The organism is Microbispora sp. NPDC046973, assembly GCF_040644495.1.
Classification (GTDB): domain Bacteria; phylum Actinomycetota; class Actinomycetes; order Streptosporangiales; family Streptosporangiaceae; genus Microbispora.
The window spans coordinates 1-25,682 of record NZ_JBEYWQ010000057.1 but is presented as its reverse complement, the minus strand read 5'-3'; the positions used below and the strand labels follow the sequence as shown (position 1 = coordinate 25,682).

28 protein-coding genes are annotated in these 25,682 nt (G+C 70.9%); 15 read left to right on the top strand and 13 right to left on the bottom strand.

Features of this window, described 5'->3' with window-relative positions; all coding sequences use genetic code 11:
- A partial coding sequence (locus ABZ860_RS41885) for a ricin-type beta-trefoil lectin domain protein (RefSeq protein WP_357232099.1) occupies positions 1-180 on the top strand: 180 nt, incomplete at its 5' end.
- 247 nt (positions 181-427) lie between these two features.
- Positions 428-2,137: a cellulose binding domain-containing protein gene (locus tag ABZ860_RS41880; RefSeq protein ID WP_357232096.1), complete on the top strand. Its 1,710-nt coding sequence runs from the start codon at positions 428-430 to the stop codon at positions 2,135-2,137.
- Here ABZ860_RS41880 and ABZ860_RS41875 read toward each other — a convergent pair.
- The 5 genes from ABZ860_RS41875 to ABZ860_RS41855 all read right to left on the bottom strand — a co-directional run bounded on the left by ABZ860_RS41875 (position 2,109) and on the right by ABZ860_RS41855 (position 5,806).
- A complete protein-coding gene (locus tag ABZ860_RS41875; RefSeq protein WP_357232094.1) occupies positions 2,109-2,303 on the bottom strand; it encodes a hypothetical protein in 195 nt (64 codons plus the stop codon). The genes ABZ860_RS41880 and ABZ860_RS41875 overlap by 29 nt on opposite strands.
- A complete protein-coding gene (locus ABZ860_RS41870; RefSeq protein ID WP_357232091.1) occupies positions 2,300-3,070 on the bottom strand; it encodes an SDR family NAD(P)-dependent oxidoreductase in 771 nt (256 codons plus the stop codon). Before ABZ860_RS41870 ends, ABZ860_RS41875 begins: the two co-directional genes overlap by 4 nt.
- Positions 3,071-3,249: 179 nt before the next feature.
- The gene (locus ABZ860_RS41865) at positions 3,250-3,459 is read right to left on the bottom strand and encodes a hypothetical protein (RefSeq protein WP_357232088.1); all 210 of its coding nucleotides are present in this window, start codon (positions 3,457-3,459) and stop codon (positions 3,250-3,252) included.
- 359 nt (positions 3,460-3,818) lie between these two features.
- A complete protein-coding gene (locus ABZ860_RS41860) occupies positions 3,819-4,757 on the bottom strand; it encodes a dioxygenase (RefSeq protein ID WP_357232085.1) in 939 nt (312 codons plus the stop codon).
- Positions 4,754-5,806: a maleylacetate reductase gene (locus ABZ860_RS41855; protein ID WP_357232082.1), complete on the bottom strand. Its 1,053-nt coding sequence runs from the start codon at positions 5,804-5,806 to the stop codon at positions 4,754-4,756. The genes ABZ860_RS41860 and ABZ860_RS41855 overlap by 4 nt, the downstream gene beginning before the upstream one ends.
- 202 nt (positions 5,807-6,008) lie before the next feature.
- On the opposite strand from ABZ860_RS41855, the gene ABZ860_RS41850 reads away from it, so the two are divergent.
- Complete coding sequence (locus ABZ860_RS41850) at positions 6,009-6,701, top strand: hypothetical protein (RefSeq protein WP_357232079.1); 693 nt, start codon at positions 6,009-6,011, stop codon at positions 6,699-6,701.
- Positions 6,702-6,707: 6 nt separating this feature from the next.
- Here ABZ860_RS41850 and ABZ860_RS41845 read toward each other — a convergent pair whose 3' ends face one another.
- From ABZ860_RS41845 to ABZ860_RS41825, 5 genes are all read right to left on the bottom strand, one after another.
- Complete coding sequence (locus tag ABZ860_RS41845) at positions 6,708-7,937, bottom strand: DUF6596 domain-containing protein (RefSeq protein WP_357232076.1); 1,230 nt, start codon at positions 7,935-7,937, stop codon at positions 6,708-6,710.
- Positions 7,938-7,980: 43 nt separating this feature from the next.
- Positions 7,981-8,352, bottom strand: a complete 372-nt coding sequence (locus ABZ860_RS41840; protein WP_357232073.1) for a YciI family protein — start codon at positions 8,350-8,352, stop codon at positions 7,981-7,983.
- Between the two features lie 257 nt (positions 8,353-8,609).
- Positions 8,610-8,783, bottom strand: a complete 174-nt coding sequence (locus tag ABZ860_RS41835; protein ID WP_357232070.1) for a hypothetical protein — start codon at positions 8,781-8,783, stop codon at positions 8,610-8,612.
- A 244-nt stretch (positions 8,784-9,027) separates the two neighbouring features.
- Positions 9,028-9,507 carry a hypothetical protein gene (locus ABZ860_RS41830; RefSeq protein ID WP_357232068.1) on the bottom strand — a complete coding sequence of 160 codons (480 nt, stop codon included), beginning with the start codon at positions 9,505-9,507 and terminating at the stop codon, positions 9,028-9,030.
- A gap of 223 nt (positions 9,508-9,730) precedes the next feature.
- On the bottom strand, positions 9,731-10,504 hold the full coding sequence (locus ABZ860_RS41825; RefSeq protein ID WP_357232065.1) for an IclR family transcriptional regulator: 774 nt from the start codon (positions 10,502-10,504) through the stop codon (positions 9,731-9,733).
- Between the two features lie 126 nt (positions 10,505-10,630).
- Here ABZ860_RS41825 and ABZ860_RS41820 point away from each other — a divergent pair, with 126 nt between their 5' ends.
- From ABZ860_RS41820 to ABZ860_RS41770, 11 genes are all read left to right on the top strand, one after another.
- Positions 10,631-11,605 carry an ABC transporter substrate-binding protein gene (locus tag ABZ860_RS41820; RefSeq protein ID WP_357232062.1) on the top strand — a complete coding sequence of 325 codons (975 nt, stop codon included), beginning with the start codon at positions 10,631-10,633 and terminating at the stop codon, positions 11,603-11,605.
- Entirely contained in the window at positions 11,598-12,584 is a 987-nt protein-coding gene (locus ABZ860_RS41815; RefSeq protein WP_357232059.1) for an ABC transporter substrate-binding protein, read from the top strand. The genes ABZ860_RS41820 and ABZ860_RS41815 overlap by 8 nt, the downstream gene beginning before the upstream one ends.
- Entirely contained in the window at positions 12,581-13,402 is an 822-nt protein-coding gene (locus ABZ860_RS41810; protein ID WP_357232056.1) for an ABC transporter permease subunit, read from the top strand. The genes ABZ860_RS41815 and ABZ860_RS41810 overlap by 4 nt, the downstream gene beginning before the upstream one ends.
- Positions 13,399-14,163 carry an ABC transporter ATP-binding protein gene (locus ABZ860_RS41805; RefSeq protein ID WP_357232053.1) on the top strand — a complete coding sequence of 255 codons (765 nt, stop codon included), beginning with the start codon at positions 13,399-13,401 and terminating at the stop codon, positions 14,161-14,163. The genes ABZ860_RS41810 and ABZ860_RS41805 overlap by 4 nt, the downstream gene beginning before the upstream one ends.
- Entirely contained in the window at positions 14,160-15,689 is a 1,530-nt protein-coding gene (locus ABZ860_RS41800) for a hypothetical protein (protein WP_357232050.1), read from the top strand. The genes ABZ860_RS41805 and ABZ860_RS41800 overlap by 4 nt, the downstream gene beginning before the upstream one ends.
- 1 nt (position 15,690) lies before the next feature.
- A complete protein-coding gene (locus tag ABZ860_RS41795; RefSeq protein ID WP_357232047.1) occupies positions 15,691-15,837 on the top strand; it encodes a hypothetical protein in 147 nt (48 codons plus the stop codon).
- Complete coding sequence (locus tag ABZ860_RS41790; protein ID WP_357232044.1) at positions 15,834-16,637, top strand: LLM class flavin-dependent oxidoreductase; 804 nt, start codon at positions 15,834-15,836, stop codon at positions 16,635-16,637. The genes ABZ860_RS41795 and ABZ860_RS41790 overlap by 4 nt, the downstream gene beginning before the upstream one ends.
- Positions 16,627-17,727, top strand: coding sequence for an LLM class flavin-dependent oxidoreductase (locus tag ABZ860_RS41785; protein WP_357232041.1), 1,101 nt, complete (start codon positions 16,627-16,629; stop codon positions 17,725-17,727). The genes ABZ860_RS41790 and ABZ860_RS41785 overlap by 11 nt, the downstream gene beginning before the upstream one ends.
- Positions 17,724-18,605: an ABC transporter substrate-binding protein gene (locus ABZ860_RS41780; protein ID WP_357232038.1), complete on the top strand. Its 882-nt coding sequence runs from the start codon at positions 17,724-17,726 to the stop codon at positions 18,603-18,605. Before ABZ860_RS41785 ends, ABZ860_RS41780 begins: the two co-directional genes overlap by 4 nt.
- A 76-nt stretch (positions 18,606-18,681) precedes the next feature.
- On the top strand, positions 18,682-19,728 hold the full coding sequence (locus tag ABZ860_RS41775) for an LLM class flavin-dependent oxidoreductase (RefSeq protein WP_357232035.1): 1,047 nt from the start codon (positions 18,682-18,684) through the stop codon (positions 19,726-19,728).
- A gap of 170 nt (positions 19,729-19,898) precedes the next feature.
- The gene (locus ABZ860_RS41770) at positions 19,899-21,212 is read left to right on the top strand and encodes a vanadium-dependent haloperoxidase (protein WP_357232032.1); all 1,314 of its coding nucleotides are present in this window, start codon (positions 19,899-19,901) and stop codon (positions 21,210-21,212) included.
- Positions 21,213-21,479: 267 nt separating this feature from the next.
- Here the strand turns inward: ABZ860_RS41770 and ABZ860_RS41765 are convergent, their stop codons facing one another.
- Both ABZ860_RS41765 and ABZ860_RS41760 read right to left on the bottom strand, forming a co-directional pair.
- Positions 21,480-22,028: a dihydrofolate reductase gene (locus ABZ860_RS41765; RefSeq protein ID WP_357232029.1), complete on the bottom strand. Its 549-nt coding sequence runs from the start codon at positions 22,026-22,028 to the stop codon at positions 21,480-21,482.
- 99 nt (positions 22,029-22,127) lie between these two features.
- Entirely contained in the window at positions 22,128-22,967 is an 840-nt protein-coding gene (locus ABZ860_RS41760) for a helix-turn-helix domain-containing protein (protein WP_357232026.1), read from the bottom strand.
- Positions 22,968-23,266: 299 nt separating this feature from the next.
- On the opposite strand from ABZ860_RS41760, the gene ABZ860_RS41755 reads away from it, so the two are divergent.
- Positions 23,267-24,133, top strand: coding sequence for a hypothetical protein (locus ABZ860_RS41755; RefSeq protein WP_357232023.1), 867 nt, complete (start codon positions 23,267-23,269; stop codon positions 24,131-24,133).
- 233 nt (positions 24,134-24,366) lie between these two features.
- Here ABZ860_RS41755 and ABZ860_RS41750 read toward each other — a convergent pair whose 3' ends face one another.
- A complete protein-coding gene (locus tag ABZ860_RS41750; protein WP_357232020.1) occupies positions 24,367-25,524 on the bottom strand; it encodes an inositol-3-phosphate synthase in 1,158 nt (385 codons plus the stop codon).
- Positions 25,525-25,682: the final 158 nt, after the last annotated feature.

Sequence of the window (25,682 nt, the reverse complement as noted above, 5' to 3'; positions counted from 1 at the left end):
ATCATCTGGGACTGCAACGGCCAGAACAACCAGAAGTGGCGCCTCAACTCCGACGGGAGCATCACCGCCGTCGGCGCGAACAAGTGCCTGGACGTCAACGGCGGCGGCACCGCCAACGGCACCAAGGTCATCATCTGGTCCTGCAACGGCCAGAACAACCAGAAGTGGACCCGCGTGTGACACCACGCCTCACCGGGGCGGCCCCAGCGTGGCCGCCCCGGGTGGACCGCGGGACTCACCGGCGCGGCCTGGACGTCGTTCCGCTCGTACGACTGCTCTACCTGTGACACCGTCGCCGGGCCTCGAAGCATTCGAGGCCCGGCGGCCCCGGACGGTGTGCGGCTGTCCGTGCCTGGAGCGACCGCTCCCCCGTGAGCGACCGCTGCGCGAAGGCGCGGATCGGCATCAACAAGCCAAGAGGAGAGACATGACGCAGGATGAGAATGTGCCCGCGAGCGGCGAGCGGAGAGTGCTGAGCCGGAGATCCGTCCTGGCGACGATGGGGGCCCTGCCGGTCCTCACGGCCGCGACGTCGGTCCTGGGGGCCACGGAGGCCGCGGCGGCCACCGCGACCATCAATCCGTCGGCGCAGCGGCAGACGATCCGGGGCTTCGGCGGCATGACCCACGCGGCCTGGGCCGGCGACCTTACGGCCGCCCAGCGGGACACGGCGTTCGGCAACGGGGACGGCAAGCTGGGGTTCTCCGTGCTGCGGATCCCCGTCGGCGAGAGCCAGTCGGACTGGAGCCGTGACCTGGCGACGGCGAAGCGCGCGGTCGAGCTCGGAGCGATCGTCTTCGCCTCGCCGTGGAATCCCCCCGCCAGCATGACCGAGACCTTCACCCGCGGCAGCCAGACCAACGCGAAACGCCTCAAATACAGCTCGTACGCCGCCTACGCCCAGCACCTGAACGACTTCACCACCTACATGCGGAACAACGGGGTGAACCTGTACGCGATATCCGTGCAGAACGAGCCCGATTACGCACAGGACTGGACGTGGTGGACCTCCACCGAAATCGTCCGGTTCCTGCGGGAGAACGCCGGCTCGATCGGCACCAGGGTCATCGCGCCCGAGTCCTTCCAGTACATCAAGAGCATGTCGGACCCGATCCTCAACGACTCCACGGCGCTCGCCAACGTGGACATCATCGGGGCGCACCTCTACGGCACGCCGTACTCGAACTTCCCCTACCCCCTCTTCCAGCAGAAGGGCGCGGGCAAAGAACTCTGGATGACCGAGGTCTACTACCCCAACAGCACCGACTCGGCGGACACCTGGCCGCAGGCGCTCGACGTGGGCGAGCACATGCACCACGCCATGGTGGACGCCCAGTTCCAGACGTACGTCTGGTGGTACATCCGGCGCAGCTACGGCCCGATGCGGGAGGACGGCCAGATCAGCAAGCGCGGCGCCATCATGGCGCAGTTCGCCAGGTTCGTCCGCCCCGGATACGTGCGGATCGACGCGACGGCGAACCCCGCGTCGAACGTCTACGTCTCGGCCTACCGGAGTGGGAACAGCGTCGTCATCGTCGCCATCAACAAGGGGACCTCGGCGGTGAGCCAGCAGTTCACCATCGCGAACGCCGCCTCGGCCAGCGTCTCGTCCTGGATCACCGACGCGAGCAGGAACGTCGCGCCCCAGGCGGCGACCAGCATGTCGAACGGCTCCCTCACCGTCACGCTTCCCGCGCGCAGCATGACGACCTTCGTGACCAGTCTGAGCGGCGGCTCCTCGCCCTCCCCGTCGCCCATCCTGTCGCCCACCCCGTCGCCCAGCCCCTCGCCCAGCGCATCGCCCAGTGGCGGCACCGGGACCGGGCCCCGGGTCGCCTACACCATGAGCACCTGGAACAACGGCTTCACCGCAAGCATCAGCATCACCAACACCGGCACCTCGGCGATCGACGGCTGGACGCTGGGCTTCACCCTGCCCTCCGGCCAGACCATCACCTCCGGCTGGAACGCCACCTACTCGCCCTCCAGCGGTCAGGTGAGCGCCCGCAACGTCAGCTACAACGCCACGATCGCCCCCGGCGCCACCATCGACATCGGCTTCCAGGCCACCCACACCGGCAACACCGCCGAACCGACCGCCTTCACCCTCAACGGCGTTCCCTGCACCGTGGCCTGACCCGCCTCCCCTGCACGGCGAAGACGAAGAGGTCGGTCACCTCGCACTCCCCGCTCTCGGGTGTGTTCCAGGTGGCCGGCACCTCGTCGCCGTCGATGCCGAAGCCGGAGAGCGCACGGCGCCGGAGATACCCGGGCGGACGCGGCGGCGAGTACGGCGTCGTCACGGTGGCATTCGAAAACCCGCGTCGAGCCTGGAATTGGCGGCGTTGAAATATCTGTTCTCGACGATGTGAGCGGCGAACGCCGCGAATTCGTCCGGGGTCCCGAGCCGACGAGGATTGAGGAACTGTTTGACCCCCTCCGCCTTCGTGTCCTCGTCGGCATAGCCGTCGACCATGGGGGTGTCGAAGCCTCCGGGGACGATGGTGTTGACGCGTATTCCCCGCCCGGCGAACTCGCGGGCGGCGGGCAGCGTCATGCCCTCGATGGCGGCCTTCGTCGCGGCGTATCCGACCAGTCCGGTGGTTCCCTCGTGGGCGGCGACGGAGGAGGTGTTGATGATGACGCCCCGCTCCCCGTCCTCGTCAGGGGTGTTGCCCAGCATCACGGCCGCCGCGTGGCTCATGACGTTGAAGGTGCCGATGAGATTGGTGCTCACGAGCCGGGTCAGCACGGTCGAGTCGCTGGGCCGTCCGGTGTCGGTGACGAGGATGACGGGGGCGAGGATGCCGGCGGTGTTGACGTTGATGTCGATCGTTCCGAACCTGTCCAGGGTGGCGGCCACCACGGCGGCGACCGCCTCGGCGTCGCCGATGTCGGCGCCGATCCCCAGGGCGTTCTCGCCGAGATCGCCGGCGATCTGGGCGGCGAGCGTGCCGCGCCGGCCGACGATGACGACGTTCGCGCCCCGAGCGGAGAAATGTCGCGCGACTCCCGAACCGAGCCCGGAGGTGGCGCCGGCGACGAGGACTGTCTTGCCGCGAATGTCCATGATCTACCTTCCGGAGCAGGTCGGTGGCACGTCTCACGGCTGTGCGCCGTCTCAGGCATCCCCCACAGTTTGTGCAGAGCCGGGGGCTCCGGATATGCATGCAATGGTCTTCTTCGGTCGACCCCCGGGAAGCAATCTATTTCTCGCCGGAAAGATTCGTCCATTGTTTGGGGCGACCGTTAAAGCCGCCGCACTGAATTCACTGTGGCCGGAACGAGCATTTCGTCGCCGGCGAATTGCCGGTTGGCGTAGCCCCACTCGTTGTCGTACCAGCCGAATATCTTCACCAGCTCGCCGTCCGCCTGGGTGAGCGCGGAGTCGAACATGCAGGAGGCGGGGTCGCCCACGATGTCGCGGAACACGATCGGGTCGGTGCTGTAGCGCAGCACGCCCTTCAGATCCCGGTCGGCGGCGTCGGCGAAGGCCTGGTCGACCTTCCCGTACCCTCGCAGGGCGTTCCTGAGTGAAGGACTCGTACTCCGTCAGTGCCCTCAGTGCGCCGGTCACCAGCGTGTCGATCGCGGCGTGCACGTCGGCGGGCGGGGCCGGCTCCGGTCGGGGAGTCGGTCATCTGGATCACCTCGTGGGGCTCGGCCGGCGGGATTGCCACCTCTATCCTTCTGATGCCGACGCGCCCGCACCGCTGGGCAAGGGTCCTGCCCCGGAGGACCAAGGTCATCGGTTGCGCGGTCGCCGCGACCTCTGCTCCACTCTGCGGCCGAACGGGTCTTGAGACGAGGAACGCCGGTCAGACGCCCGGCGGGGCGAGCACGATGTCGAAGCGCACCTTGCTCCAGGTGCCCTCGATCATCCGCCCGTCAGGGGTCGCAGTGCCGGCCGGCTGCCGCTCGAATTTCTTGATCAGCGACTCCTTGACCCCGAAGACGGAGTCGTTCCAGCCGATCGGGTCGCCCTCGGGGAAGATGTGCGTCACCAGCGTGCGCGCGTTCTCGTGGCCGACCATGAAGTGCAGGTGCGATGCCCGCAGCGGGGATCGGCCGACCGCGGTGAGCATCTGTCCGACCGGGCCGTCGTCCGGGATCGGGTACGGCCGCGGGGTCAGCGCCCAGAACCGGTAGCCGCCGTCCTCGGCCGAGAACAGGTGACCGCGGGCGGAGCGCTTGGCCGCGTCGTACTGCACGTCGTAGAGGCCGGCCTCGTCGGCCTCCCAGACCTCGATGCGCGCACCCGCGAGCGGGTTGCCGTCGGTGTCGGTCACCGTGCCCTCGACCCAGCACGGCTCCCCCGGTGCGCCGTGGGCGACGTCGCCGCCGAGCTCGACGTGCGGGGCGTCCTCGACGAAGAACGGGCCGAAGACCGTCGCCTCGGTGGCGTCCTTGTAGGCCGCGTTGTTGACGTTGATGGTCTGCATCGAGGCACCGAGGGTGTCCGACAGCAGGATGAACTCCTGGCGTACGTCGTCGGTGATGTGCCCGGCCCTGGTGAGGAAGTCGATGGCGGCGCCCCACTCCTGCTCGGTCAGCCGCACCTCGCGGATGAAAGCGTGCAGGTGCTCGACCAGGGCGACCATCAGCTCCTTCAGCCGCGGGTCCGGGCAGCCGGCGAAGGAGGCGACGACGTTCTCGACGAGCCTGGCCTCGACGGCCTCCTGCTCGGGACGGATCTCACGGTGGACGCGGCCCTGAGTGCCGGCCTCGGCCGATCCCGGGTTCACGTGGGTGCTCATCGGCACTCTCCTTCCCACGCGGTACGCAACAGCGCGGTGAGGTTCTCTTCGGTCACGGGGGTCGGGTTGCCGGCCGGTACGGCGGCCATGATCGGCGCGACCGCCTTGGTGATGCCTTCCTCGGGCATCCCGTAGTCCTTCAGCGCACGCGGCGCGCCGACCTCCGCCCGCAGCGCCGCCAGCCCCTCGACGGCGGTTGCGGCGCCGAAGGCCGCCGCGATGCGCCGCTCGGCCTCGGGCGCGCCCGGGGCGTTGAAGGCCAGCACGTGCGGCAGCACGACGGCGTGGGTCTGCGCGTGCGGCAGGTCGAACATGCCGCCGAGCACATGACAGATCTTGTGGTGCAACCCCGACCCGGCCGACGCGAACGCGACCGCGGCGAGGTAGGCGCCGTACAGCGTCTGCTCGATGCCCTCGATCGCGCCGCCGTCCGCGGCGACGACGGGCAGCCCGGCGGCCAGGGCGCGGATGCCCTCGCCCGCCAGTGCCCGGTCGATCGGGTCCGCCCGCGGTCCCCACATCGAGTCGACGCAGTGGGCCAGCGCGTTCAGCCCGGACGCGACGCTCATCTCGGAGGGCAGCGAGGTGAGCAGCTCGGCGTCGTAGACGATCGAGCGCGGCAGCACCCTGTCGTCGACGCCGGTGGTCTTGGTCCCGCCCTCGGTCAGGCCCCAGACGTCGGTCGCCTCGGAGCCGGCGTAGGTCGTCGGGACGGCGATGACCGGCAGGCCGGTCGTCATGGCGACGGCCTTGCCCAGACCGGTGGTGGACCCCCCGCCCACGGTGACGACGACGTCGGCCCCGGCTGCCGCGGCGGCCGTCCGCGCCCGTCCGGCCACCTCGACAGGGACGTGCATGACGACCTCCTCATGCCGCAGCACGACCGGCAGCCGCGCCGCGATCGGGTCGGCGAGCGCGGCCGCGCGGTCGGAGGCGATCAGCATGACCCGGTGGGCGCCGAGGAGGGAGACCTCCTCGGCGACCGCCCCCGCCGAGGCGCCGGGGGCGAAAACGACGCGCTGCGGCAGCGTCGCGTGGACGAACCTCATGCCCGCCCCGGCGGCTTCGGCGTCGCAGCGCGCGGGACGCCGGCCGGGCCGTCGGGCAGGCTCATCGCACGCCGGGCGATGTGCTTGGCGTGGCGGACCAGCAGCACATCGGACTCCTCTGTCTCTCGAAGCTTTGCCAGGTCATCGTACAGATCGGTGATTTCACGACCGGGACCGACCACCGCTCTTGCGAGGGAGGGCGGTGACGATCCGCAGACCGCGCTTCCACGGACAGCGCCAGGACACTGCGTCTCCCGGATGGCACCACCTGCTCGAACTCGTCGAGGAAGCGGCGGCGGACGGCCGGGAGGTGTTCCGGCCCCTTGTCGAGCTCAGTCCGGCCGAACGGCGCCAGATCATCACACTGCCGCCGACCATTGCCAAGCTCGTCGAGGTCAGGCATCTGGTCCTCTACGGCAGCAATCTGCTGCGGATCCCGCCGGAGATCGGCGCAATGACCAACGTGCAGGAGTTCACCCCCTACACGTCGCATCGCCTGCACTGGTTCCCCTATGAGCTGACCCGGTGCCGACGGTTGAAGGCCAGCACGGTCAGCACGCGCTCGCTGTACGGCAACCGCAAGATTCGGCCGCCGTTCCCTCCGCTCCAGCCGGGCAGAGCGTCAACCCGGGACCTCGATCTCATGGGCCTCGACCCCGCGGTGTGGGGAACCGACATGATCCAGGCCTGCAGCGTCTGCGACCGGCCGATCGCCGAGGCCGGTCTCTACCAGGTCTGGATCTCCCTGCGGGTCGGCACCGACGCTCTTCCTCTCCTGGTCAACGCCTGCTCGCCGGCCTGCATCGATGCGCTTCCCACTCCTTCGGAGGGCTACGTGCCGACGCCGCATACCGGTGGGATCGGCGTTGTTCAGCCGCCCGCGGACTACGCGTAGCGGAAGTCAGCTCAGCCGGGCCGCCTTGCGCAGCAGCACTGAGCGTTCGCGCTGGTTGGTGCACAGCCGGGCCGCCAGCTCCAGCTCGGCGCGCGCTTCCGGCCGCCGCCCGAGTCGGGCCAGCAGCTCACCGCGTACGGTCGGAACCAGGTGTGAACCGGGGAGCCGGTCCGAGGCGGCCAGCTCGTCCACGATGGCCAGGGCCTGCGCCGGGCCCGAGGCCATGGCGACGGCGACGGCCCGGTTGAGCTCGACCACCGGCGAGGGCGCGACCCGGCCGAGCGCCTCGTAGAGCACCACGATCCGGTCCCAGTCGGTCTCCTCGACCGAGGGCGCCGACGCGTGGGTGGCGGCGATCGCGGCCTGCAGGCCGTAGGGGCCGAGGCCGCGAGTCGACGCCTTGGCCAGCGCGGCCAGCCCGCGGCGGATCGCCGAGAAGTCCCACCGCCGCCGGTCCTGGTCCTCCAGCAGGACCGGCGAACCGTCCGGGCCGGTCCGGGCCGGGAAACGCGCGGCCGTCAGCTCGCACAACGCCAGCAGGCCGTGCACCTCCGGCTCGTCCGGCTGCAGCGCGGCCAGCGTGCGGACCAGCCGGATCGCCTCGTACGCGACGTCGGGGCGCAGCAGCCGCTCGCCCGACGTGGCCGTCGACCCCTCGGTGAAGATCACGTAGAGGACGCTGAGCACGCCGCCCAGCCGCTCCCGGCGCTCGGCGGCAGGCGGCAGCTCGAACGGCACCCCGGCCGCCGCGATCGTCTTCTTGCCCCGGGTGATGCGGGCCTGCACGGTCGGCACAGGCACGAGGAACGCGCGGGCGATCTCCTCGCTGGACAGGCCGCCGACCACGCGCAGGGTCAGCGCCACCTGGGCCTCGCGGGAGAGCACCGGATGGCAGCTGACGAACATCAGCGCCAAGACGTCGTCGTCGATCCTGTCGGGATCGACGTCTTCGTCAACCCCCGAGCCGGCAACCGCCACGTCGGCCGCCAGCAGGGCGTACCGGTCCTGGAGGGCGGTCCGGCGGCGGATCGCGTCGATCGCCCGCCGCCGGGCCGTGGCCATCAGCCAACCGGCCGGATTGGCCGGAGGGGCGAGCGGCCAGGACACCAGCGCCTCGGCCACCGCCTCCTGGGCCGCGTCCTCTGCCAGCCCGAAATCGCCCGTGAACCGGGTCAGCGCGGCGACGATCCGCGCCGACTCGATCCGCCAGACGGCCTCGACATCGGCCGGACCCATCAGCTCCGGCCTTTGCTCTCGCGCCCGGGCCAGTCCTTGCCGATCACTTGCCGACCTGCGGAACCTCGTCGCTCCCGGGCACCCGCCGGACCTCGATCTTGGCCCCGGGGGCCGCCGGGACCCGCTTGGCCCACTCGACCGCCTCCTCCTTCGAGGCGACGTCGACCAGGAAGAAGCCCCCGAACAGTTCCTTGGTCTCGCCGTACGGCCCGTCCGTGACCACCGGGGCCTCGCCGCTGAAGTCGACCACGACGCCCTGGCCCGGATCGTCCAGCCCTTCCGCCGCGAGGAGAACGCCGGCCTTGACCATCTCCTCGATGAACTGGCGGGTCGTGGCCATCATCGCGTCGATGTCGGCCATCATGGCCGCGTTCGACTCGTCGGTGCCTCGCATGATCAGCAGGTACTTCGACATCGCGTTCTCCTCGTCCGGCGGGGCCGCCTCTCGGCCCTCACACCCACACGTCGAACGAACGGCCCGCGGATCGACACGGCCCCGGAGAAATTTCCCGCCGCGACGCAGCCGATCCCTCCGACCCGCGTTCCGCCCGTCAGAGCGGCCCCTGAGCGATGGCTGACGCGGACGCCCTGCTGATCGGAAAGCTTATCGTCGTGCCTTTCACGAACATCGAGAGCGGCGAAATCCGGCCGGCGCCGGAACTCACGAGCGGGTCATGAGACATGCTGTGACGCGGGGTGGACGGCGATCATGCACAGCCTCTTGGTGGCACGGGTGAGGGCGACGTACAGGTCACGCTCGCCGCTGGGGCGGGCCGCGACGATCTCCTCCGGGCCGACGACGACGCTTGCGTCGAACTCCAGGCCGCGGGCCTCGGAGGCCGGCACACGGCGTGCCCACTGCGCGATGCCGGCGGACGTGCACCGCTCGCCCAGGCGACCCGTTCATCCTGCCGCTGGACACCTGGTCGGGTTGGAGGAGCTGCGGGCGTATCTGCAGCCCGCATCGAGCGGCATGCTTACCTGACCCTGTTCCCCCAACGAATCGGCCATCGCCGCCAAGAGCGCCGAACCAAAGGCTGGGGACCGTTCCCGGCTCCTGCCGGCCGGCTCCGGAAGTACGAGTGCGGTGTCATACCCCCGTGTAGCTGGCCGACTGATCGAACCAGTCACGGAACGGATACGCGCTCTCGAAGACGTGGACTCTGGTCGTGACGTCCGCTCCGCCGAAGACGGTTGTGGTCCCGATGATGTACCGGGTGTTGAGGGCGAGGTTCTGGCAACTCCCGAAGCCGTACCAGCCGTCGGGGCCCCATCCCACCCTGTAGACGCCCTCCAGGTAACAGCCGTTGCCCATCTGGCCCTTGCTCAGGATGTAGAAGTCCGAGTAGACGGTCGTCCAGTCCTTGCTGGCGCACAAGCGGATGGTCCAGCCGTTCTGGGACTTGTTGACGCACCCGCCTGCCGCGTGCGCGGGAGACGCGGACGTCAACCCGATGGAAGCGCTCAACAGGACGGAGGTGAGCCCTGCTGTGAAGAGGCGCCGCAGGCCGCGCCTGCGGAGAGCGGGGTTGGAGGGCTGCACGCTCATCGTCGCCGGGGTCGTGTCCATGGAATTCGATCCTCTCTGGGGCAGCCGGTGTGGTGCTGATGGATGCCGTCGTCGAGGTACGACGTCGGTATATCGACCGTCGCAGGGAGCGGTGCGCAATCAGTAGGGGCGGAACGCGCAGCCTGCCGTGTCACTGATGTGCAGGCGGTGAGTGGGCTGGGGAACTGGTCGGGCCGGATGTGTGGCAGACCTGCCGGGCGCCCCAGGAGACAGCGGGGCCGCCTCACTCGGAGGTGCGCAACCGGCGCTCGGCGGGCGGGATCAGCAGCACTTCCAGCGCGCGGGCGCAGGCCCGCGCGTGCGTGACGAACCAGTCGATCCGCGCGTCGCTCATGACCAGGGGCGTGGAGCGCACGGCCAGCGCGTAACGCACGTGGCCCTGCCTGTCGAGCACCGGCACCGCGACCGTGCGGATGCCGTCGCCCGACTCCCCGTCGTTGAGCGCGTACCCGGCCTCGCGCACACGGTCCAGCTCGTCACGCAGCTCGTCGTGGTCCACGATCGTGCGGCCGGTCAGCGCCCGCAGGGGCCCGAGCGCCTCCAGGTCCGCCCTGCCCTCCGGGTCCCAGGCCAGCAGGACCTTGCCCAGCGCGGTGGAGTGCAACGGGCGGCGCAGGCCGATGCCGCTGTCGGGGTTGAGCGAGCCGCCGCTCAGGATGACGGCGTGCCTGTCGTTGCGGACGGCCAGGTCCACGGTCGCGGAGGTGATCCGGGCCAGCTCGGCCAGTTCGGGCGTGATCCGGTGCAAGCCGCGCCGATGGAAGGAGAGCTGCCCCAGCTCCGTGATCGACGGTCCGAGCCGGTAGCGGCCCGTGCGTGCCTCCTGCTCCAGGAAGCCCGCGACGGTCAGCGTCCTGGCCAGGCGGTGCGTGGTCGAGGTGGACAGCCCCATCCTGCGCGAGAGGTCGGACAGGCTGAGCGAGGCGTCCCCGCCGCCGAAGCAGGCGAGCATGCCGATCGCCCTGCGCACGGACTGCACGCCGCCTTCTGCTGCCATACGGGAAACTCCGTCTTCCGAGTAGGGAGAGTCAGGACCAGGTGAGAGCCGGTCGTGCCGAGAATGCTTCCCGCATCGCGGGACAAACTTTGCATTTCCTACCAAGTTACTAGCAAACTCTCCTCCATGACCACAGCCGCACTCGACACCATCTGGTTCACCCGCTGTCCCGTCCCCACCGCGACGGGGATCGCGGCCGACCAGGGCTGGCTGGCCGGAGAGTTCGCCGCCGACGGGATCGAGGTCCGGTCCCTGCAGGACGACGACCCAGGCGTCCCTCGCGAGACGCACTACACCCACGCCCTGACCGGTCTGTTCCGCGAAGGCGGCAACGTGCCCGCGCTCTGGGCGCGCTCGCGCGGCGAGGCCACCCGGCTGATCGGGCTCACGTGGATCGAGGAGCGGCAGGCCATCCTGGTCCGCGCCGGCAGCGCCCTGGAGCACCCCGCGCAGCTCAAGGGCCTGCGCCTGGCCGTGCCCCGGCACCGCATCGCGATCGATTTCTGGCGGGCCATGGCCCTGCGCGGTTTCCACGGGGCGCTGGGACTGGCCGGGCTCGGCCTCGGCGACGCCGAGCCGGTGGACGTCGAGGCCGCGCCCGGCGGCGGCCAATGGGAGGCCGAGCTGGCCGCGCTGGCCGGCGGCACGGTGGACGCGGTCTATGTCAAGGGCGCGCTCGCCGTCGAAGCCGCCCTGCGTCATGGCGCGGAGGTCGGCATCGACCTCGACGCCGTGCCGGACCGGCGGGCGCGGGTGAACAACGGCACCCCGCGGCCGATCACCGTGCACCAGCGCCTGCTCGACGACCACCCCGACGTGGTCACCCGTTTCCTCGGCGTCCTGCTGCGGGCGGCCGACTGGGCGGCCGACCACCCGGCGGAGGTCGCCAGGATCCTCGGCGCCGAGACCGGCGCGGGCGCGACCGGCGTGGCCGCCGCCTACGTCCCCGGCGCCTCGCTCCACCTGGACCTGTCTCCCGAACGCCTCGACCTGCTGGCCGAGCAGGAGCACTTCCTGCGCGGCCACCGCTTCCTCGACTCGCCCGTGGACGTCGCGGCCTGGGCCGACCACACCCCGCTCCAAGGAGTCACCCATGCGTAAGCTGCTGCTCGCCGTCCCTCTTGTCCTCCTGGCCGCGGCCTGTGGCGGCACCGGCGCCACCACGAGCCAGGAGCAGGTGGTCGTCCGGATCTCGGACCCGGGCAACAGCGGTTTCCTGGCCGCCGCGAAGAAGGACGGCAGCCTGGACGCCGCCCTGGCCAAGGTCAACGCCAAGGTCAAGTGGGCCGGCGACTTCTCCGTCTTCGCCCCCGCCGCCCAGGCCATCAACGCCGGTTCGCTCGACATCGCGACCGGTTCGATCACCTCCGGCGTCACCGCGCTGGCCGTCAAGCCCAGCTTCAAGATCTTCGCCACGGTGCCGCCCGACCTCGCCGGCGAGGGGATCGTGGTCAAGAACGGCTCGCCGATCAAGTCGGTCGCGGACCTGGCAGGGCACAGCGTGGCCGTCGGGCACGGCGGCACCAGCGAATACCTGCTGCTCAAGGCGCTGCAGACGTTCAACGTACCGGTGGACAAGGTCAAGCGCGTCTACCTGAGCCCGCCGCAGACCGCACCGGTCTTCGGCTCGGGCAAGGTGGACGCCTGGTCGACGTTCTCCACCTTCCTCGTCCCCGCCGTCACCGACCTGGACGCCCGGATCCTGGCCGACGGCGAGGCCATCAAGTCGGACAACTACGTGATCTACGTGGCCGCCAACAAGCTGCTCGACGAGCATCCCGAGGTGGTCAAGGCCCTGTTCGAATTCATCAAGGAGGGCAGCGCGAAGGAGATCGCCGATCCGGCGGCGTACCTCAACGTCTTCACCCAGGCGGGCCCGCAGGCCGTGCAGGGCAGGCAGAAGGACCTGGTGGTGGACATCCAGAAGAAGGGCAAGCCCGCCCAGGCGGTCACCGCCACCGAGATCGCGAAATATCAGGAGGTCGCGAAGTTCTTCCTCGACCAGAAGGTGCTCACCGCGCCGCTGGACGTCTCCCAGCACGTCGTGGACGTGACGAGGCTCGGGGACGCGAAGCAATGACGGCCGCAGTGCGGGGGCTCGTCGCCCCCAACCCGCCCCGTGCCGCCGGGCGCACGCCCGCGCTGACGTTCGCGCTGCGGGCCGTCGGCCCCGTCCTGCTACTGGTGGCCTGGTACACGGCCACCGCCTCCGGCGCCCTCACCAAGGACGTGCTCGCCGGTCCCCAGGACGTCGTCAAGACCTTCGGCGAACTGTGGGCCGACGGCCAGCTTCCCGAGGCGCTGCACGTCTCCGTCACCCGGGCCGGTCTCGGCCTGGTGCTGGGCGCCTCCACCGGGCTGCTGCTCGGCGTGGTCTCCGGGTTCACCAGGCTCGGCGAGGAGCTCGTGGACTCCTCGATGCAGGCGCTGCGCGCCATCCCCTTCCTGGCGCTGACCTCGCTGTTCGTCGTCTGGTTCGGGATCGAGGAGGCCTCCAAGATCCTGCTGATCGGCGTGGCCTGCACCTTCCCCATGTACGTCAACGTCTCCAGCGGCGTGCGCAACGTGGACCGCAAGGTCGTCGAGGCGGCCCGGTCGTTCGGCCTCGGCCGGCTCGCGATCGCGCGCGAGGTCGTGCTTCCGGGGGCGCTGCCGTCGGTCTTCGCCGGGCTGCGCCTGGCCACCACGCTCAGCGTGATCGCGCTGATCGCGGCCGAGGAGATCAACGTGACGGCCGGGCTCGGCTACCTGATGGCCCGGGCCACCGACTACCTGCGGACCGACATCCTGGCGCTGTGCGTGCTGCTGTACGCGGTGATCGGGCTGCTGGCCGACCTGGCGCTACGGCTGATCGAACGGGTGACGATGCCCTGGCGCAAGGCGGTGAGCATCCGATGAGCCCAGAGAAAAGCGCAGAGGTGAGCGCAGAATCGGCGGGCCTCGCCGTACGGACCAGAGGGCTGCGCAAGGTCTTCGGCGAGCGGGCCGTGCTCGACGGGGTGGACCTGGACGTGCGCCGGGGCGAGTTTCTCGCGCTGCTCGGTGCGAGCGGCACGGGGAAGACCACGCTGCTGCGCATCCTCGCCGGCCTGGACGCCGCCACCGGCGGAACCGTGCTCGTGCCCCCGGTGCGCACCGTCGTCTTCCAGGAGCCGCGGCTCATCCCCTCCAAGCGCGCACTCGCGAACGTCATCATCGGCCAGGGCCGCTCCGCCCGCGCGAAGGGGCTCGGGGCCCTGGCGGAGGTGGGCCTGAGCCGGCACGCCGCCGCCTGGCCCGCGACGCTCTCCGGCGGCGAGGCCCAGCGGGTGGCGCTGGCCAGGGCCCTGGTACGCGAGCCGGAGCTGCTCCTGCTCGACGAGCCGTTCGCCGCGCTCGACGCGCTCACCCGGCTGCACATGCAGGACCTGATCGCCGAGTTGTGCGCCCGGCACCGCCCGGCCGTGGTGCTGGTCACGCACGACGTCGAGGAGGCGATCCTGCTCGCCGACCGGATCGCGGTTCTGCGCGAGGGCAGGTTCGTCACGGACCTGCAGGTCGGCCTCGACCGTCCGCGCGACAGGACCGACCCCGTCTTCGTCGAGCTGCGCCGCCGCCTCCTCGCCGACCTCGGCGTGGACGCCTACGCGGGCACGCCGCGCGAGGAGGTGGCACGGTGACCGCGCCGACCCCGCCCGCGCGCCGCGCACCGGGGGCGGCGACCACGCCGGTCCGGCCTGCGAGCCGGGCACCGGGCGCCGTGGCGACCACGTGGATCGACGAGAACGCGCCCGTGCTGACCGGGCTCGCGGACCGCATCTGGGCCTACGCCGAGCCGTCGCTGCGCGAGTGGCGCTCCGCGCTGGCCACCGCCGAGTTGCTGCGTGCGCACGGCTTCACGATCTCGTGGGGCCCCGCCGGTCTGCCGGCGGCCTTCGTCGCCACGTCCGGTGACAGCGGCCCCGTGCTCGGCTTCAACGTCGAGTACGACGCGCTGCCCGGCCTGTCCCAGCGCGCGGGCGTCCCTCGTCACGAGCCCATCGCGTTCGAGGGCGACGAGTACGCCCCCGCGTACGGTCACGGCCACGGGTGCGGCCACAACGCCCTGGCGGCGGCGTCGACCGGCGCGGCCATCGCCGCCGCCAGGGCCCTGCGCGGCCGGGCGACGATCAAGGTGTTCGCCTCCACGGGCGAGGAGCAGCTCGTCGGCAAGGCGTACGCGGTGCGCGACGGCGCGTACGACGGCCTCGACGTCTTCCTCGACTGGCATCCCGCTCCCGTCACCGGGACGGGATGGGGGGTCACCAGCGCGCTGTACTCGGCCACGTTCTCCTTCCTCGGCTCGCCCGGCCACGGCTCGAACCCGCTGGGCACCCGCAGCGGCCTGGACGGGGTGCTCCTGCTGACCGGCATGATCGAGCGGCTGCGCGCGGGCAACGTCTCCCCGTCGGGCCGGATCGGCTACGCCGTCGGCGGCGGCGGCGCCCCCAACGTCACTCCCGACCTGCAGACGTTGTGGGTCTACGTCCGCGAAGCCACCCACGAGCGGGCCAAGACCCTCTACGACAAGGTCGTGGCCTGCGCCGCGGCCGCCGCCGTCGCCAGCCAGACCCGGCTCGAGCACCGGCTGGTGACGGCGATCAGGGAGGGGCTCGGCAACCGGGCGGGCGCGGAGCTGCTGCACCACACGATGAGCGAGCTCGGTCCGCCCGCCTTCACCGACGCCGACCACGAGTTCGCGGTGCGGCTGCAGGAGGCGATCGGCAGACCGGGCTCCGGACTGGCGGCAGGGATCCTGCCCCTGCGCCCGCCCGCCGAGCCTGACCTGGGCGGGCCGTCCAGCGACACGTCGGAGGTGAGCTGGACGGCGCCGCACCTCAGCCTGACCGCGGCGACGGTTCCGATCGGCGTGCCGCTGCACTCGTGGGCGGCCACGGCCTCGACCGGCACCGCGATCGCGCACGCCGGGCTGCTGGCCGCCGCCCGTTACCTGGCCTCCGCGGCCGTCACGCTGGTGGAGCAGCCCGACACGCTGGCGGCGGTCCGGCAGGAGTTCGCCGCCCGAGAGCGAGGGCCGTCGCCCCTGCCCGCGACGGCGCGGCCGCCGTACCACGTGCCGCCGCCCACGTTCCTCGAAGAGACGGGGCAGTCGGCACGCCCGGTCAGGACGCCGCCCGTTTCCGCCGAACTCCTAGGAAAGATCTGACATGACCGTCCTGTTCATCTCCGGCAGTCCTTCGGCCGGTTCCCGCACCGGCCGCCTGATCGCGCATCCGGAGCCGGCGCGGGCCGCACGCCTGGTGAGGGCGGCCGACGCCCTGCTCGAAGAGGTGCCCGTGGCGGCGGTGGCATGATGACCCGCCGCGGCACGGCCCATACCGAGACCCGCTTCCACATCGTCGTCCCCACCAGGAGCACCGCCGCGCCGGGACTGCCCGCGTTCGTCACCGACGTGCGGCCCGCCCTCACCGATCCGGCCGGACGGACCGCCGTGGCCGCGGACCTGGCGGGACTGGCGGGGGCGCTGGTGCCGTTCGACCCCGGCGGGCAGGAGTCCCTGACCGTCGCCGCAAACGTCCTGCGCCGCACCCGGCACCTGCGCGTGGTCGCCGGGTTCCACACCGCGGCCGCCACCCCCGTCTACGCGGCCAAGCTCTCGGCTTCGCTGCAGCGCTTCGCCGCCGGTCGGCTGGGCTGGCGGCTGACGGTGGACCTGGACCAGGCCGCGGCCAGGGCGCAGGGCGACTTCCTGACCGGCTCCGACCGCTATGCCCGTGCCGACGAGTTCCTGACCGTCGCCAAGGGCGTCTGGCAGGGCGGCCCGTTCGAGTTCCGCGGCGACTTCTACGAGGTCGCCGCGGGCGGCTTCGGCCCGCCGCTGTCCGCGCCGCCCTTCCCCGAGGTGCAGCTCTCCGGCACCTCCGCCGAGGCCCTCGCCCTGTCGCGGCGGCACGCGGACGTCCACGTCTTCGCCGAGGGCGACGACGTGGACGCCCTCGTCCCCGAGCTGCCGGGCCTGCGCTACGGCGTCCACCTGGCCTCGCTGGACCGCGTGGAGGAGTACGCCGGTCGGGGCGTCACCGAGTTCTTCCTCCAGACCGAGGACGTCTACCGCCTCGGCGAGCACGTGAAGGAGCGCACCGTTGCCGGTTGACATCTACTGGCGCATCCACATGGAGGGCGACCAGCCGTCGCTGCGCCGCAGGGTCCGCAGCCGGGGCGGATTCGCTCCCGGCGGCACCGCCCCAGGCGTCCGGGACGGCCGGGACGACGGCTACACGCACGCCGACTACATGGCCGAGGTCGCGCGGGCGGCCGAGGAGTCCGGCTTCGTCGGCGGGCTGCTGCCGAACTTCCCGCACACCGACGACCCGTGGGCCGCGGCCGCGACGCTGGCCCGAGAGACCACGTCGTACCGCTTCATGGTGGCCTTCCAGCCCGGGTTCCTGCACCCGGTGCAGGCGGCCCGGATGACGGCCACCCTGCAACGGGCGACCGGCGGCCGGATCGTCTACAACGTCATCTCCGGCGGCGGTGGTCCCGCGCAGCTCTGGTGGGGCGACAAGGTGGACCACGACGACCGCTACGCGCGGACCTCGGAGTTCCTCGACGTGCTCAAGGGCGTCTGGCAGGGCGGGCACACCCATCACGGCCGCTTCTACCAGGTGGAGGACGCGGGGCTGCCGGAGGAGCTGGCCGGGCAGCCGTTTCCGGAGATCTTCTTCTCCGGCTCCTCCCCCGCCGCCATCGACGCCGCCGGCCGGCACGCCGACTACTACCTGTCGTGGCTGGAGCCCTTCGACGCGCTGGCGGAGAAGTTCGACGCCGTACGCGCGCACAGCGCCACGCCGCCCCGGTTCGCCGTGCGCGTGGACGTGCTGGCCCGCGAAAGCGAGGAGGAGGCGTGGGAGGAGATCCGGCAGGGCTGGGAGGCCAGGCCGCGCGGCGGCGACTCCGGCGGGGGCGACTCCGTCGGCGTGCGGCGCAGCCGCTCCTTCCTCGCCGAGGCCGGTGACGATCCCCGCACCCTGGAGGTCGCCCCCAACGTGTGGGGTGGGTTCGGCCAGTTGCGCGACGGCCCCGCCTTCGGCCTGGTCGGCGACTACCACCAGGTCGCCGAACGTCTCGACCAGCTCCTGGACCTCGGCGTGGACGCATTCATCCTGGCCGGGATCCCCCATCTCGAAGAGGCCCGCCGCGTGGGCCGCCATGTACTGCCGCTACTGAAAGGACGCACCTCATGACCACCCGAGTCGGCTTCTTCCCGCAGAACAACACCTTGTGGGTGGCCCGCCACCGCGACCTGCTGCCCGGCGTGGAGTGGGTGGACCTGAACGCGCTGGGCCGGGGCGCACCGGTCGATCCCACCAGGGCGCTCCCGTCCGCGCACGGCGACCATCTGTTCGACGGCGGGTACGACTTCATCGGCACCGGCTCCACTCCCCCGGTCACCGCCCAGGCGAAGGGGCACGACATCGTGTACGTGGCGATCTCGGAGCCGCGTGTCGAGAACGGCCGCCTGGTCGTGCGGGACGATTCGCCGATCGGCTCCGTGGCGGAGCTGAAGGGCAGGCGGGTGGCACTCGGGCACGGCTCGTGGCAGACCACGCTGCTGCTGCTGGCCCTGGAGCGCGCCGGGCTCGGGTGGGGCGACATCGTCCCCGTGGACGCCTACGGCAACGCGGCCGAGCTGCTGGTGAACGGCGACGTGGACGCCTGGGTGGGCTCCTACCCGTATCTGACGCCGGTCGAGTCGCGCACGAGGACTCTCGTGGAGACCGACGGCCTGTTCAGCCACCGCTCGCTCTGGTTCACCCGCCGCGACTTCGCGCGGGAGCGGCCCGACGAGCTGGCGAGGATCGTCAGCGCGCTCCAGGAGGCCGACCGCTGGACCGCGGAGCACCCGCGCGAGGCGGCCGCCCTGTTCGACGGAGACCTCGACGCCTGGGAGCACGCGCTGCGCACCCGCCCCTGGGGGCTGCACCCGGTCAGCGAGGAGTTCGTCACCGAGCAGCAGCACGCCGCCGACCTCTTCCACGCCAACGGGCTGATCCAGGAGAAGGTCTCGGTCGCGGACGCCGTACTTCCCGAGATCGGCGAACTGGTGCTGCGGACCCGCTGATTCCCGGCAATCAATTCCCGGCAATCAATTCCCGTCATTCCTCGTTGGCTTCAAGCAAGGAGAAGGAGGAACCATCGTGCCGCTGCCCACGCACCCACTGCGCAAGCTGGGTTTCCTGACCATCGGGCTGTTCGACGGGGACGACCCGCGCCCGGGACACGAGTCGACGCTGCAGCTCATCGAGCTGGGCGAGCGACTCGGCTTCGACAGCGCGTGGGTGCGGCACCGCCATCTGCAGTACGGCATCTCCTCCCCGGTCGCGGTCCTGGCGGCGGCCTCCCAGCGCACCACCCGCATCGAACTGGGGACGGCGGTCATCCCCCTCGGCTGGGAGAACCCGCTGCGGCTCGCCGAAGACCTCGCCACGGTGGACGTCCTGTCCGGGGGCCGGCTCAACCCGGGCGTCAGCGTCGGGCCGCCGCTCCACTACGACCAGGTCAAGGACGCGCTCCACCCCGGCACCGCCGGCCTGGAGGACTTCAGTCACGAACGGGTGCGCCGGCTGCTGTCCTTCGTACGCGGCGAGCCGGTCACCGGCTTCAGGGGCGCCGAGGGGTTCGAGGTCTTCTCCGACCGGGTCCAGCCTCACTCGCCCGGCCTGGGCGCCCGCATGTGGTACGGCGGCGGCAGCCTCCGCTCGGCCCGGTGGGCGGGCGAACACGGCATGAACTTCCTGACCAGCAGCGTCGTCAAGGCGGAGGAGTCGGAGGACTTCGCCGAGATCCAGCTCTCCCACATACGGGAGTTCCGTGCTCACCACCCCGACGGTCAAAGGGCCCGCGTCTCGCAGGGCCTGGTCGTCATCCCCACGGACACGGCCACGCCGGAGCAGCGGGCCAAGTACAAGGAGTACGCCGACACGCGCGCGCCCCGCACCGCCACGCCGCAGGGACCGGCCCGCATGATGTTCGCGCCCGACCTCGTCGGCAGCTCCGCCGAAATCGCCGAACGGCTGTACGCGCACGCCGCCTTCCGGGAGATCGACGAGGTCGCGTTCGCGCTGCCGTTCACCTTCGACCACGAGGACTACGTGCAGATCCTCACCGACATCGCCTCGAGGCTGGGGCCCGAGCTCGGCTGGCGGCCCGCGCCAGGGCCACGCGGTGCGGCTCCCCGGTCCTGAGGTGAGCCCCGGACACCCGGGAACCGTTCCATGTCGATGCGTTTCACGCTCTCCGTGAATCTGATCGCGATCCGGCGGTACGAGAGGGAGCTCATTCCGGTTGGGCCGATATCGATTTTCCGGCGTATTGGCCGCTGTGCCGTTTTTTATCGGCATAGTAGTTTGCGTTCATGTTCAGCCCATTTGCAGCATTCCGGGCAGGCGCTCTGCGACCCGCAGTCGTCTGGGCGGCCGTCGCCGGAGTCATCGCCGCCGGATCGCCGATCGTCCTCGGCTCGTCCCCCGCATACGCGCGCGATTCGGACTCCTCCGCCAACGCCGTCATCGACTGGGACCGCAACGCTCAGACCGCGATCTGGGACATCGCCCGTCAGCAGCCGCAGGTCCAGGCTCGCAGCTTCGCGATGGTGCACGGAGCGGTCTATGACGCGGTGAACGCGATCGCCGGTGCTCCCTACCAGCCGTACCTCGTCGCACCGGCCGCAAATGGCACCGAATCGACGGACGCGGCGGTCGCGACCGCGGGTTACCTGGTGCTGCAAGCGCTGTTCCCCGACCAGCAGACGAGGTTGAAGACCCAGTACGACGAGTCGCTGGGCGCGATACCCGACGGCGCCGCGAAACAGCGCGGAATCACCGTGGGCACTCAGGCGGCCGATGCGATGATCGCGGCGCGACGGGACGACGGAGCGTTCGGCGACCAGACCTGGCCCGTGGGCACCGAGCCCGGTCAGTGGCGGCCGACGCCGCCCACGTTCGCCTCCGACGGAGCATGGGTCGGCCACCTCAAGCCGTTCCTCATCCCCAGCGCGTCCATGTTCCGCACGTCCGGCCCGCCGGCGCTCACCAGCCGCCGGTACGCCCGGGACTTCAACGAGGTCAAGGCGATCGGCTCGGCGACCAGCACGGTCAGGACGGCCGACCAGACGCAGGCCGCGATCTGGTGGCACGACCGGCATCTGGCCGAATGGGAGATCAAGCGTCAGCTCGCGACGCGGCAGCGACTGAACACCCTCCAGACGGCGCGGATGTTCGCCATGGTCGGCCTGGCCGAAGCCGATGCCACGATCGCCTGCTACAACGAGAAGGCGGCGTGGAACTTCTGGCGGCCGGTCACCGCGATCCGGCTGGCCGACACGGACGGCAACCCGGAGACGGCCGCCGACCCCGAATGGACGCCGTTGCTCGTCACGCCACCGCACCCCGACTACACGTCCGGGCACACGTGTTTCACCGCGGCGAGCATGTCGGCGTTGAGGCACTTCTTCGGCCGGGATGACATCCCCTTCAGCGGCTACAGCGCCGACTCGGGCACCACCAGGTATTTCCGCGGTTTCTCCCAGGCCCTCGCCGAGGTCGTCGAGGCCCGCATCTGGGGCGGCATCCACACCCGAACGGCAGACGTGCAGGGCGCGAAGATCGGCGCGCAGGTCACCGCCTACATGGTCGCGCACTATTTCAAGCCGAGACCGAGGAGCCGGTAGCGACTCGCGGCCCCGCCGGCGCCGCGATCCGTGACAGACTGTTTCCCGCTGTGCGGCGTGCTCGCCGCACAGCATCCTCCGTCGCCCCGCCGCTCCGCACTTCGCACACGGGCATCGCAGCGGACGTACGAGGGGTCTTCGAACCGCATCACGGAGTTTCGCGGCTCTTCACAGTTGAGGGCGCAGCCGCTGGTTGGACGGTGGCTCGCACTGCCCTGACCTGCCCACGTTCTTCCGCCTGGATGGGCTCGGCCTGGTCGTGGTCGGTCAACGGCGCACCCGATAGCGCAGGTGAAGCACCCGGTTGCCCTGAATCACCACGTCAGGATCCTCCAACAGGTGCTGCGCGTGGACCGACCCGAAGTAGCAATTGCCGGACCCGAACACGACGGGTACGACGCCCATGCGCACCTCGTCGACCAGACCCGCGGCAAGCACCTGGCCACCGACGTCGCCGGCGGCGACCTCGACCAAGCGGTCACCCGCGAGCTCCTGCGCCTTGGCCACGGCTGCCTCGACGCCGCCGACGAAGTGAAACGGCGCCTCGGGGTCCCAGCCCTCGGGCTGCGGCCGGTGCGTCACGACGACCACGTGGTCGATCCCGCTCGGCGGCTTTCCGCCCCAGCCGTCCGTCAGGTCGAAGACGTGGCGGCCGACGATCGTGACTGCGATCTGGTCCCAGTACGTCCGGGTGTAGTCGTAGGACGTCTGCGACACCTTCAGCTCGCCGCTCTCGTCCAACGGCACGTCACCGCTGGACAACCAGTCGAACAGCGGTCCGGGCTGGTCATTCTCGTCCGCGACGAAGCCGTCCACCGATACAGAGCTGTACATGACGACCTTGCCTACGGGGCTCTCCTCTGCTTTGGGGTGCCCTCAAATTAGCGTGTCGTGAGCTGCCGCTCTTGTAAGAAATCAATCGGCCGGCAGCGGCCAGCCGTCCAGCGCGTGGCCGGGATGTTCGCGCAGGAACCGCCGCCGGACTTCGACGTACCGGGTCGGCGTGAGCCCGGTGAACGCCCGGAACTCGTGGCCGAAGTGGGCCTGGTCGAAGTAGCCTGCGCCACCGGCGAGGTCGCCCCAGTCGATCGGTCCGGCGGGGTTGATCGCGAACACGGTGGCGGCGAAGCGGTAGGTGCGGGCCAGCCGCTTCGGCGTGACGCCGATGAGCTCCTTGAACCGCTGCGCCAGATGAGTGCTGCTGACACCGGCTGCCACGCTCAGGTCGCCGATCGCCACCGCCCCGCTGGTCGCCGCGATGACGCTGCTCGTATGGCGGACCAGCCCCAGGCCGGCGGTCCCGCACAGCCGTCGCATCAGCTCCTCCTCCAGCAGCGTCAGCATCTCGGGCGGTCCGTCCGCCGTGGCCAGCCGGTCTCGCAGCCCAGCAATGGCGGGCCGGCCCCACACCTGCTCTACCGTCACCGGCCGGTCGCACAGCTCGGCCGCGGGCATCGGCAGGAACGGCGCCAGCCCCCACGGCTTGAAGTGCACGCCGACGGACCGGGTCCGGAGTGGGTAGCCGAACTCCAACGCGCGGGTGGGCGTGGTGACCACGCAGCCGTCGGCGTACTCGGCCGTCTCGATGTCGGTGCCGGCGCGGATGCGGAACGGCGGCCCGAGGTTGACGATGAGCAACGCCGCCGGCATCGGCGGCAGCGTCAGCCGGGCGTACGGCGGCGCACCCTCCAGGTAGTAAAGGTCGTCGATCAGCCCGTCCAGCGGCGGTCGCGGCACTCTGGACACGTACTCCACGCCCACAGCATCGCCGCCGCCGTGTTCGCGATCAACCCCGCCGGCGTCGCACGCCGGGGTGGCCCAGCCGCGCTGCCGCCGGCATCGAGCCGGCGCCGATCCCGGACGAGCGCCCGGCCGCGGACATTTGCGTGGGTTACGCGTGCTGCGTGAGCGATGGAGGATTCTCGGCCCGCCAGTTGTCGAATCCATATGTCAGCCGCGCAGTTTTCTGCCGCTCCCCCTACTTCGGGGCCACGAAGGAGCTGCTTCAGTCGTGGAAGAGAGTCCCGATCTACTCGGCCGGTAAGCCGCACCATATGGGAGAGCGCTGTGAAATCGCCGCCAACTCGGGTCGCTGGGGGATCACCGACTATCTCGCCGCGATCGACGAGAAGGTCGACGACGTGCTCCGCGCCCAGAAGGACGCGGTGTTGGCGGACATGATCGGAGCGGGTTTCGTCATCGAGGAGGCCATGACCGTCCGAGAGCAGGTGGGCCGGGTCTCCGAGATCACGTGGTCGAAGGCGCAGGCGACGTCGATGACGATCGCGCGGACCCAGGCCTACGCGTTGCGTCAACTGGACGCGCTGGCCGAGAAGTTGGAGGACAAGACCACGATCGGTGATCTCGCCAAGGCGTCCAAGGACGCAGAGTTCACCGTCCGCGAGTGGCTCGCCGTTCTGGCTCGTTGCTTCCAACTGCATGACGCGATCGCCGTGCTCGAACTCGACCGCGTGCTGGATGCGTCTCCGGATGAGCTGGACCGGCATCGCCTCGCACTTCGGACTGCCCGGCAGAACCGGATGGAACTCATCTCGCAGAGCACCGAGCGTCTGATGGCCCGCGTCATCGCGGCTGTCGGCACGGCCAACACGAAGGTGCTGCTGCACCCGACCGCGTCCCCGGCCGTTGTGCATGCGAGCAACCAGGTCGTGATCGCCGTTGTCGACTTCCACAAGCGGCTCGGGACCGAGCGCGGTCGACAGTCAATGGACGCGAGACGATGGGTGGACGCGGCCGCGGAGGCGAGGGACAAGGTGCTCGAGACGGGAGCAGAGGGCGTGGATGCCGCCAGGCGCCTCGGTAGCGAGACCATCGATCGAGCCAAATCGGTGACGGGCAAGTTCTCCAGCGGGATCGCCGGACGAGTGCTCCGCCGGCGCGGGGACGACGAGGAAGGCTGAAACCCCGGCACAGATGCGCCGGCGGCAGGGCCGATCGCTGCCGCCATGACGGCCGATCCTGCGCACGACTACCTTCCGGACGTCGACCGCTTGATCTCCTCGCTCCGGGTGCTGTGACCCACGTCAGCTGGCTGAGCAAGGCCATCTCCGCGCCCGGTGGGTGCAGGGCACGTGCCCTACGGACGAGCAGACCGGGGTCGTGCTCGCCGGCGGGCGCATCGTCGGCAGGCCGGTCAGGACGTGCGCGCCGTCCCCCGCGGGCCGAGGGCGTCGACGGCGGCCCGCAGCACCCGCCACTGCTCGGCCAGCGCGTGGGGCACCTCTCCGAGGGGGTCCTTGAAGAAGAAGGCCAGTTCGGTGAGCGGACCCGTGCGCCCGGCCCGGTGGGCGGCCGCCGTCAGCCGTGCCAGGTCCAGGATCAACGGCGCGGCCAGCGCCGAGTCGCAGCCGTGCCAGGTGAACTCCATGCGCATGCGGGTCCCAAGGAAACCCTCGAAGGAGATCAGGTCCCAGGCGGTCTTGAAGTCGTCGAGGTCCTCGACGAAGTCGATCCGGGTGTCACCCTGCGGGGCGTACCCGAGCGTCTCGTTCAGCACGCGCTGTTTGCTGGCGGACTTGGCCGCGTTGGCCGCCGGCTCGGCGAGGTTCGCGCCGTCGCCGCCTCCCAGCAGGTTGATGCCGGACCAGGTGCGCACCTTCAGGTTGCGCAGGGCGAACATCGGGGCGAGCACCGACTTGACGAGCGTCTCACCGGTTTTGCCGTCGTGGCCCGCGTACGGGAGGTTCTGCCTGCGCGCCAGGGCGTCGAGGGCGGGCAGGCGGGCGCCGGTGGAGGGCGTGAAGTCGACGTACGGGCAGCCTGCTCCCAGGGCGGCGTAGGCGGCCAGGGCGCTGGGCGGCAGGACGGGCTCCGGACCGTCCAGCGCGGCCCGCAGCGCGTCGAGATCGGCGTGGGCGGGATGCGGTCGCGGCGCCGGTTCCGTGGTCGAGACGTTGATCACGACGACGCGGTCCAGGTGGTGCCGCCGGCGGAAACGGTCCAGGTCGGCGCCGATGGCGTCCGCCACCTCGGCCTGGGTCTCGCGGACCGGCAGGGGCAGCACGTCCTGCTCGATGTCGAGCAGCGCGTCATGTACGGCCCCGGCGAGCCGGGCCGGGACGATTCCCGCCTCGGCCAGCGCGGCGGCCTTCTTGACCAGGGGAACGGAGGAGATGTCATGGCCGCCGAAGACCAGCTCCCCTATGCCGGGGAGGGCGTCGCTGCGCAGCTCGGGCGACTCCAGGACGCATCCGGTCGGCTCGGCCAGGCCCGCCCGCACCGCCGACGCCCCGAGCATGCTGGTGACCGCGACCGATCCTCGTGCTCCGATCAGCCATACTCCGGTTCTCATCTGTCTCCTCTCCCCGATCGGTTGCCGGGACGGTGGGGATGCTGCTTACGGGGGGTCGGTTCCGGCGGGCGGCGGCCGGCCGCCGCCCGCCGGGACGAATCATTCGGAGGAGAAGGCGGCGTCGAAGGCGGCGTCGGGCGGGGTGGTGGCGTTGAGCG

Coding starts and splice junctions, on each gene's coding strand:
- ABZ860_RS41880 (WP_357232096.1), top strand. CDS start 428: ATGACGCAGGATGAGAATGTGCCCGCGAGCGGCGAGCGGAGAGTGCTG.
- ABZ860_RS41870 (WP_357232091.1), bottom strand. CDS start 3,070: ATGGACATTCGCGGCAAGACAGTCCTCGTCGCCGGCGCCACCTCCGGG.
- ABZ860_RS41860 (WP_357232085.1), bottom strand. CDS start 4,757: ATGAGCACCCACGTGAACCCGGGATCGGCCGAGGCCGGCACTCAGGGC.
- ABZ860_RS41855 (WP_357232082.1), bottom strand. CDS start 5,806: ATGAGGTTCGTCCACGCGACGCTGCCGCAGCGCGTCGTTTTCGCCCCC.
- ABZ860_RS41845 (WP_357232076.1), bottom strand. CDS start 7,937: ATGGGTCCGGCCGATGTCGAGGCCGTCTGGCGGATCGAGTCGGCGCGG.
- ABZ860_RS41840 (WP_357232073.1), bottom strand. CDS start 8,352: ATGTCGAAGTACCTGCTGATCATGCGAGGCACCGACGAGTCGAACGCG.
- ABZ860_RS41830 (WP_357232068.1), bottom strand. CDS start 9,507: ATGGACACGACCCCGGCGACGATGAGCGTGCAGCCCTCCAACCCCGCT.
- ABZ860_RS41825 (WP_357232065.1), bottom strand. CDS start 10,504: ATGGCAGCAGAAGGCGGCGTGCAGTCCGTGCGCAGGGCGATCGGCATG.
- ABZ860_RS41820 (WP_357232062.1), top strand. CDS start 10,631: ATGACCACAGCCGCACTCGACACCATCTGGTTCACCCGCTGTCCCGTC.
- ABZ860_RS41815 (WP_357232059.1), top strand. CDS start 11,598: ATGCGTAAGCTGCTGCTCGCCGTCCCTCTTGTCCTCCTGGCCGCGGCC.
- ABZ860_RS41810 (WP_357232056.1), top strand. CDS start 12,581: ATGACGGCCGCAGTGCGGGGGCTCGTCGCCCCCAACCCGCCCCGTGCC.
- ABZ860_RS41805 (WP_357232053.1), top strand. CDS start 13,399: ATGAGCCCAGAGAAAAGCGCAGAGGTGAGCGCAGAATCGGCGGGCCTC.
- ABZ860_RS41795 (WP_357232047.1), top strand. CDS start 15,691: ATGACCGTCCTGTTCATCTCCGGCAGTCCTTCGGCCGGTTCCCGCACC.
- ABZ860_RS41790 (WP_357232044.1), top strand. CDS start 15,834: ATGATGACCCGCCGCGGCACGGCCCATACCGAGACCCGCTTCCACATC.
- ABZ860_RS41780 (WP_357232038.1), top strand. CDS start 17,724: ATGACCACCCGAGTCGGCTTCTTCCCGCAGAACAACACCTTGTGGGTG.
- ABZ860_RS41770 (WP_357232032.1), top strand. CDS start 19,899: ATGTTCAGCCCATTTGCAGCATTCCGGGCAGGCGCTCTGCGACCCGCA.
- ABZ860_RS41755 (WP_357232023.1), top strand. CDS start 23,267: ATGGGAGAGCGCTGTGAAATCGCCGCCAACTCGGGTCGCTGGGGGATC.
- ABZ860_RS41750 (WP_357232020.1), bottom strand. CDS start 25,524: ATGAGAACCGGAGTATGGCTGATCGGAGCACGAGGATCGGTCGCGGTC.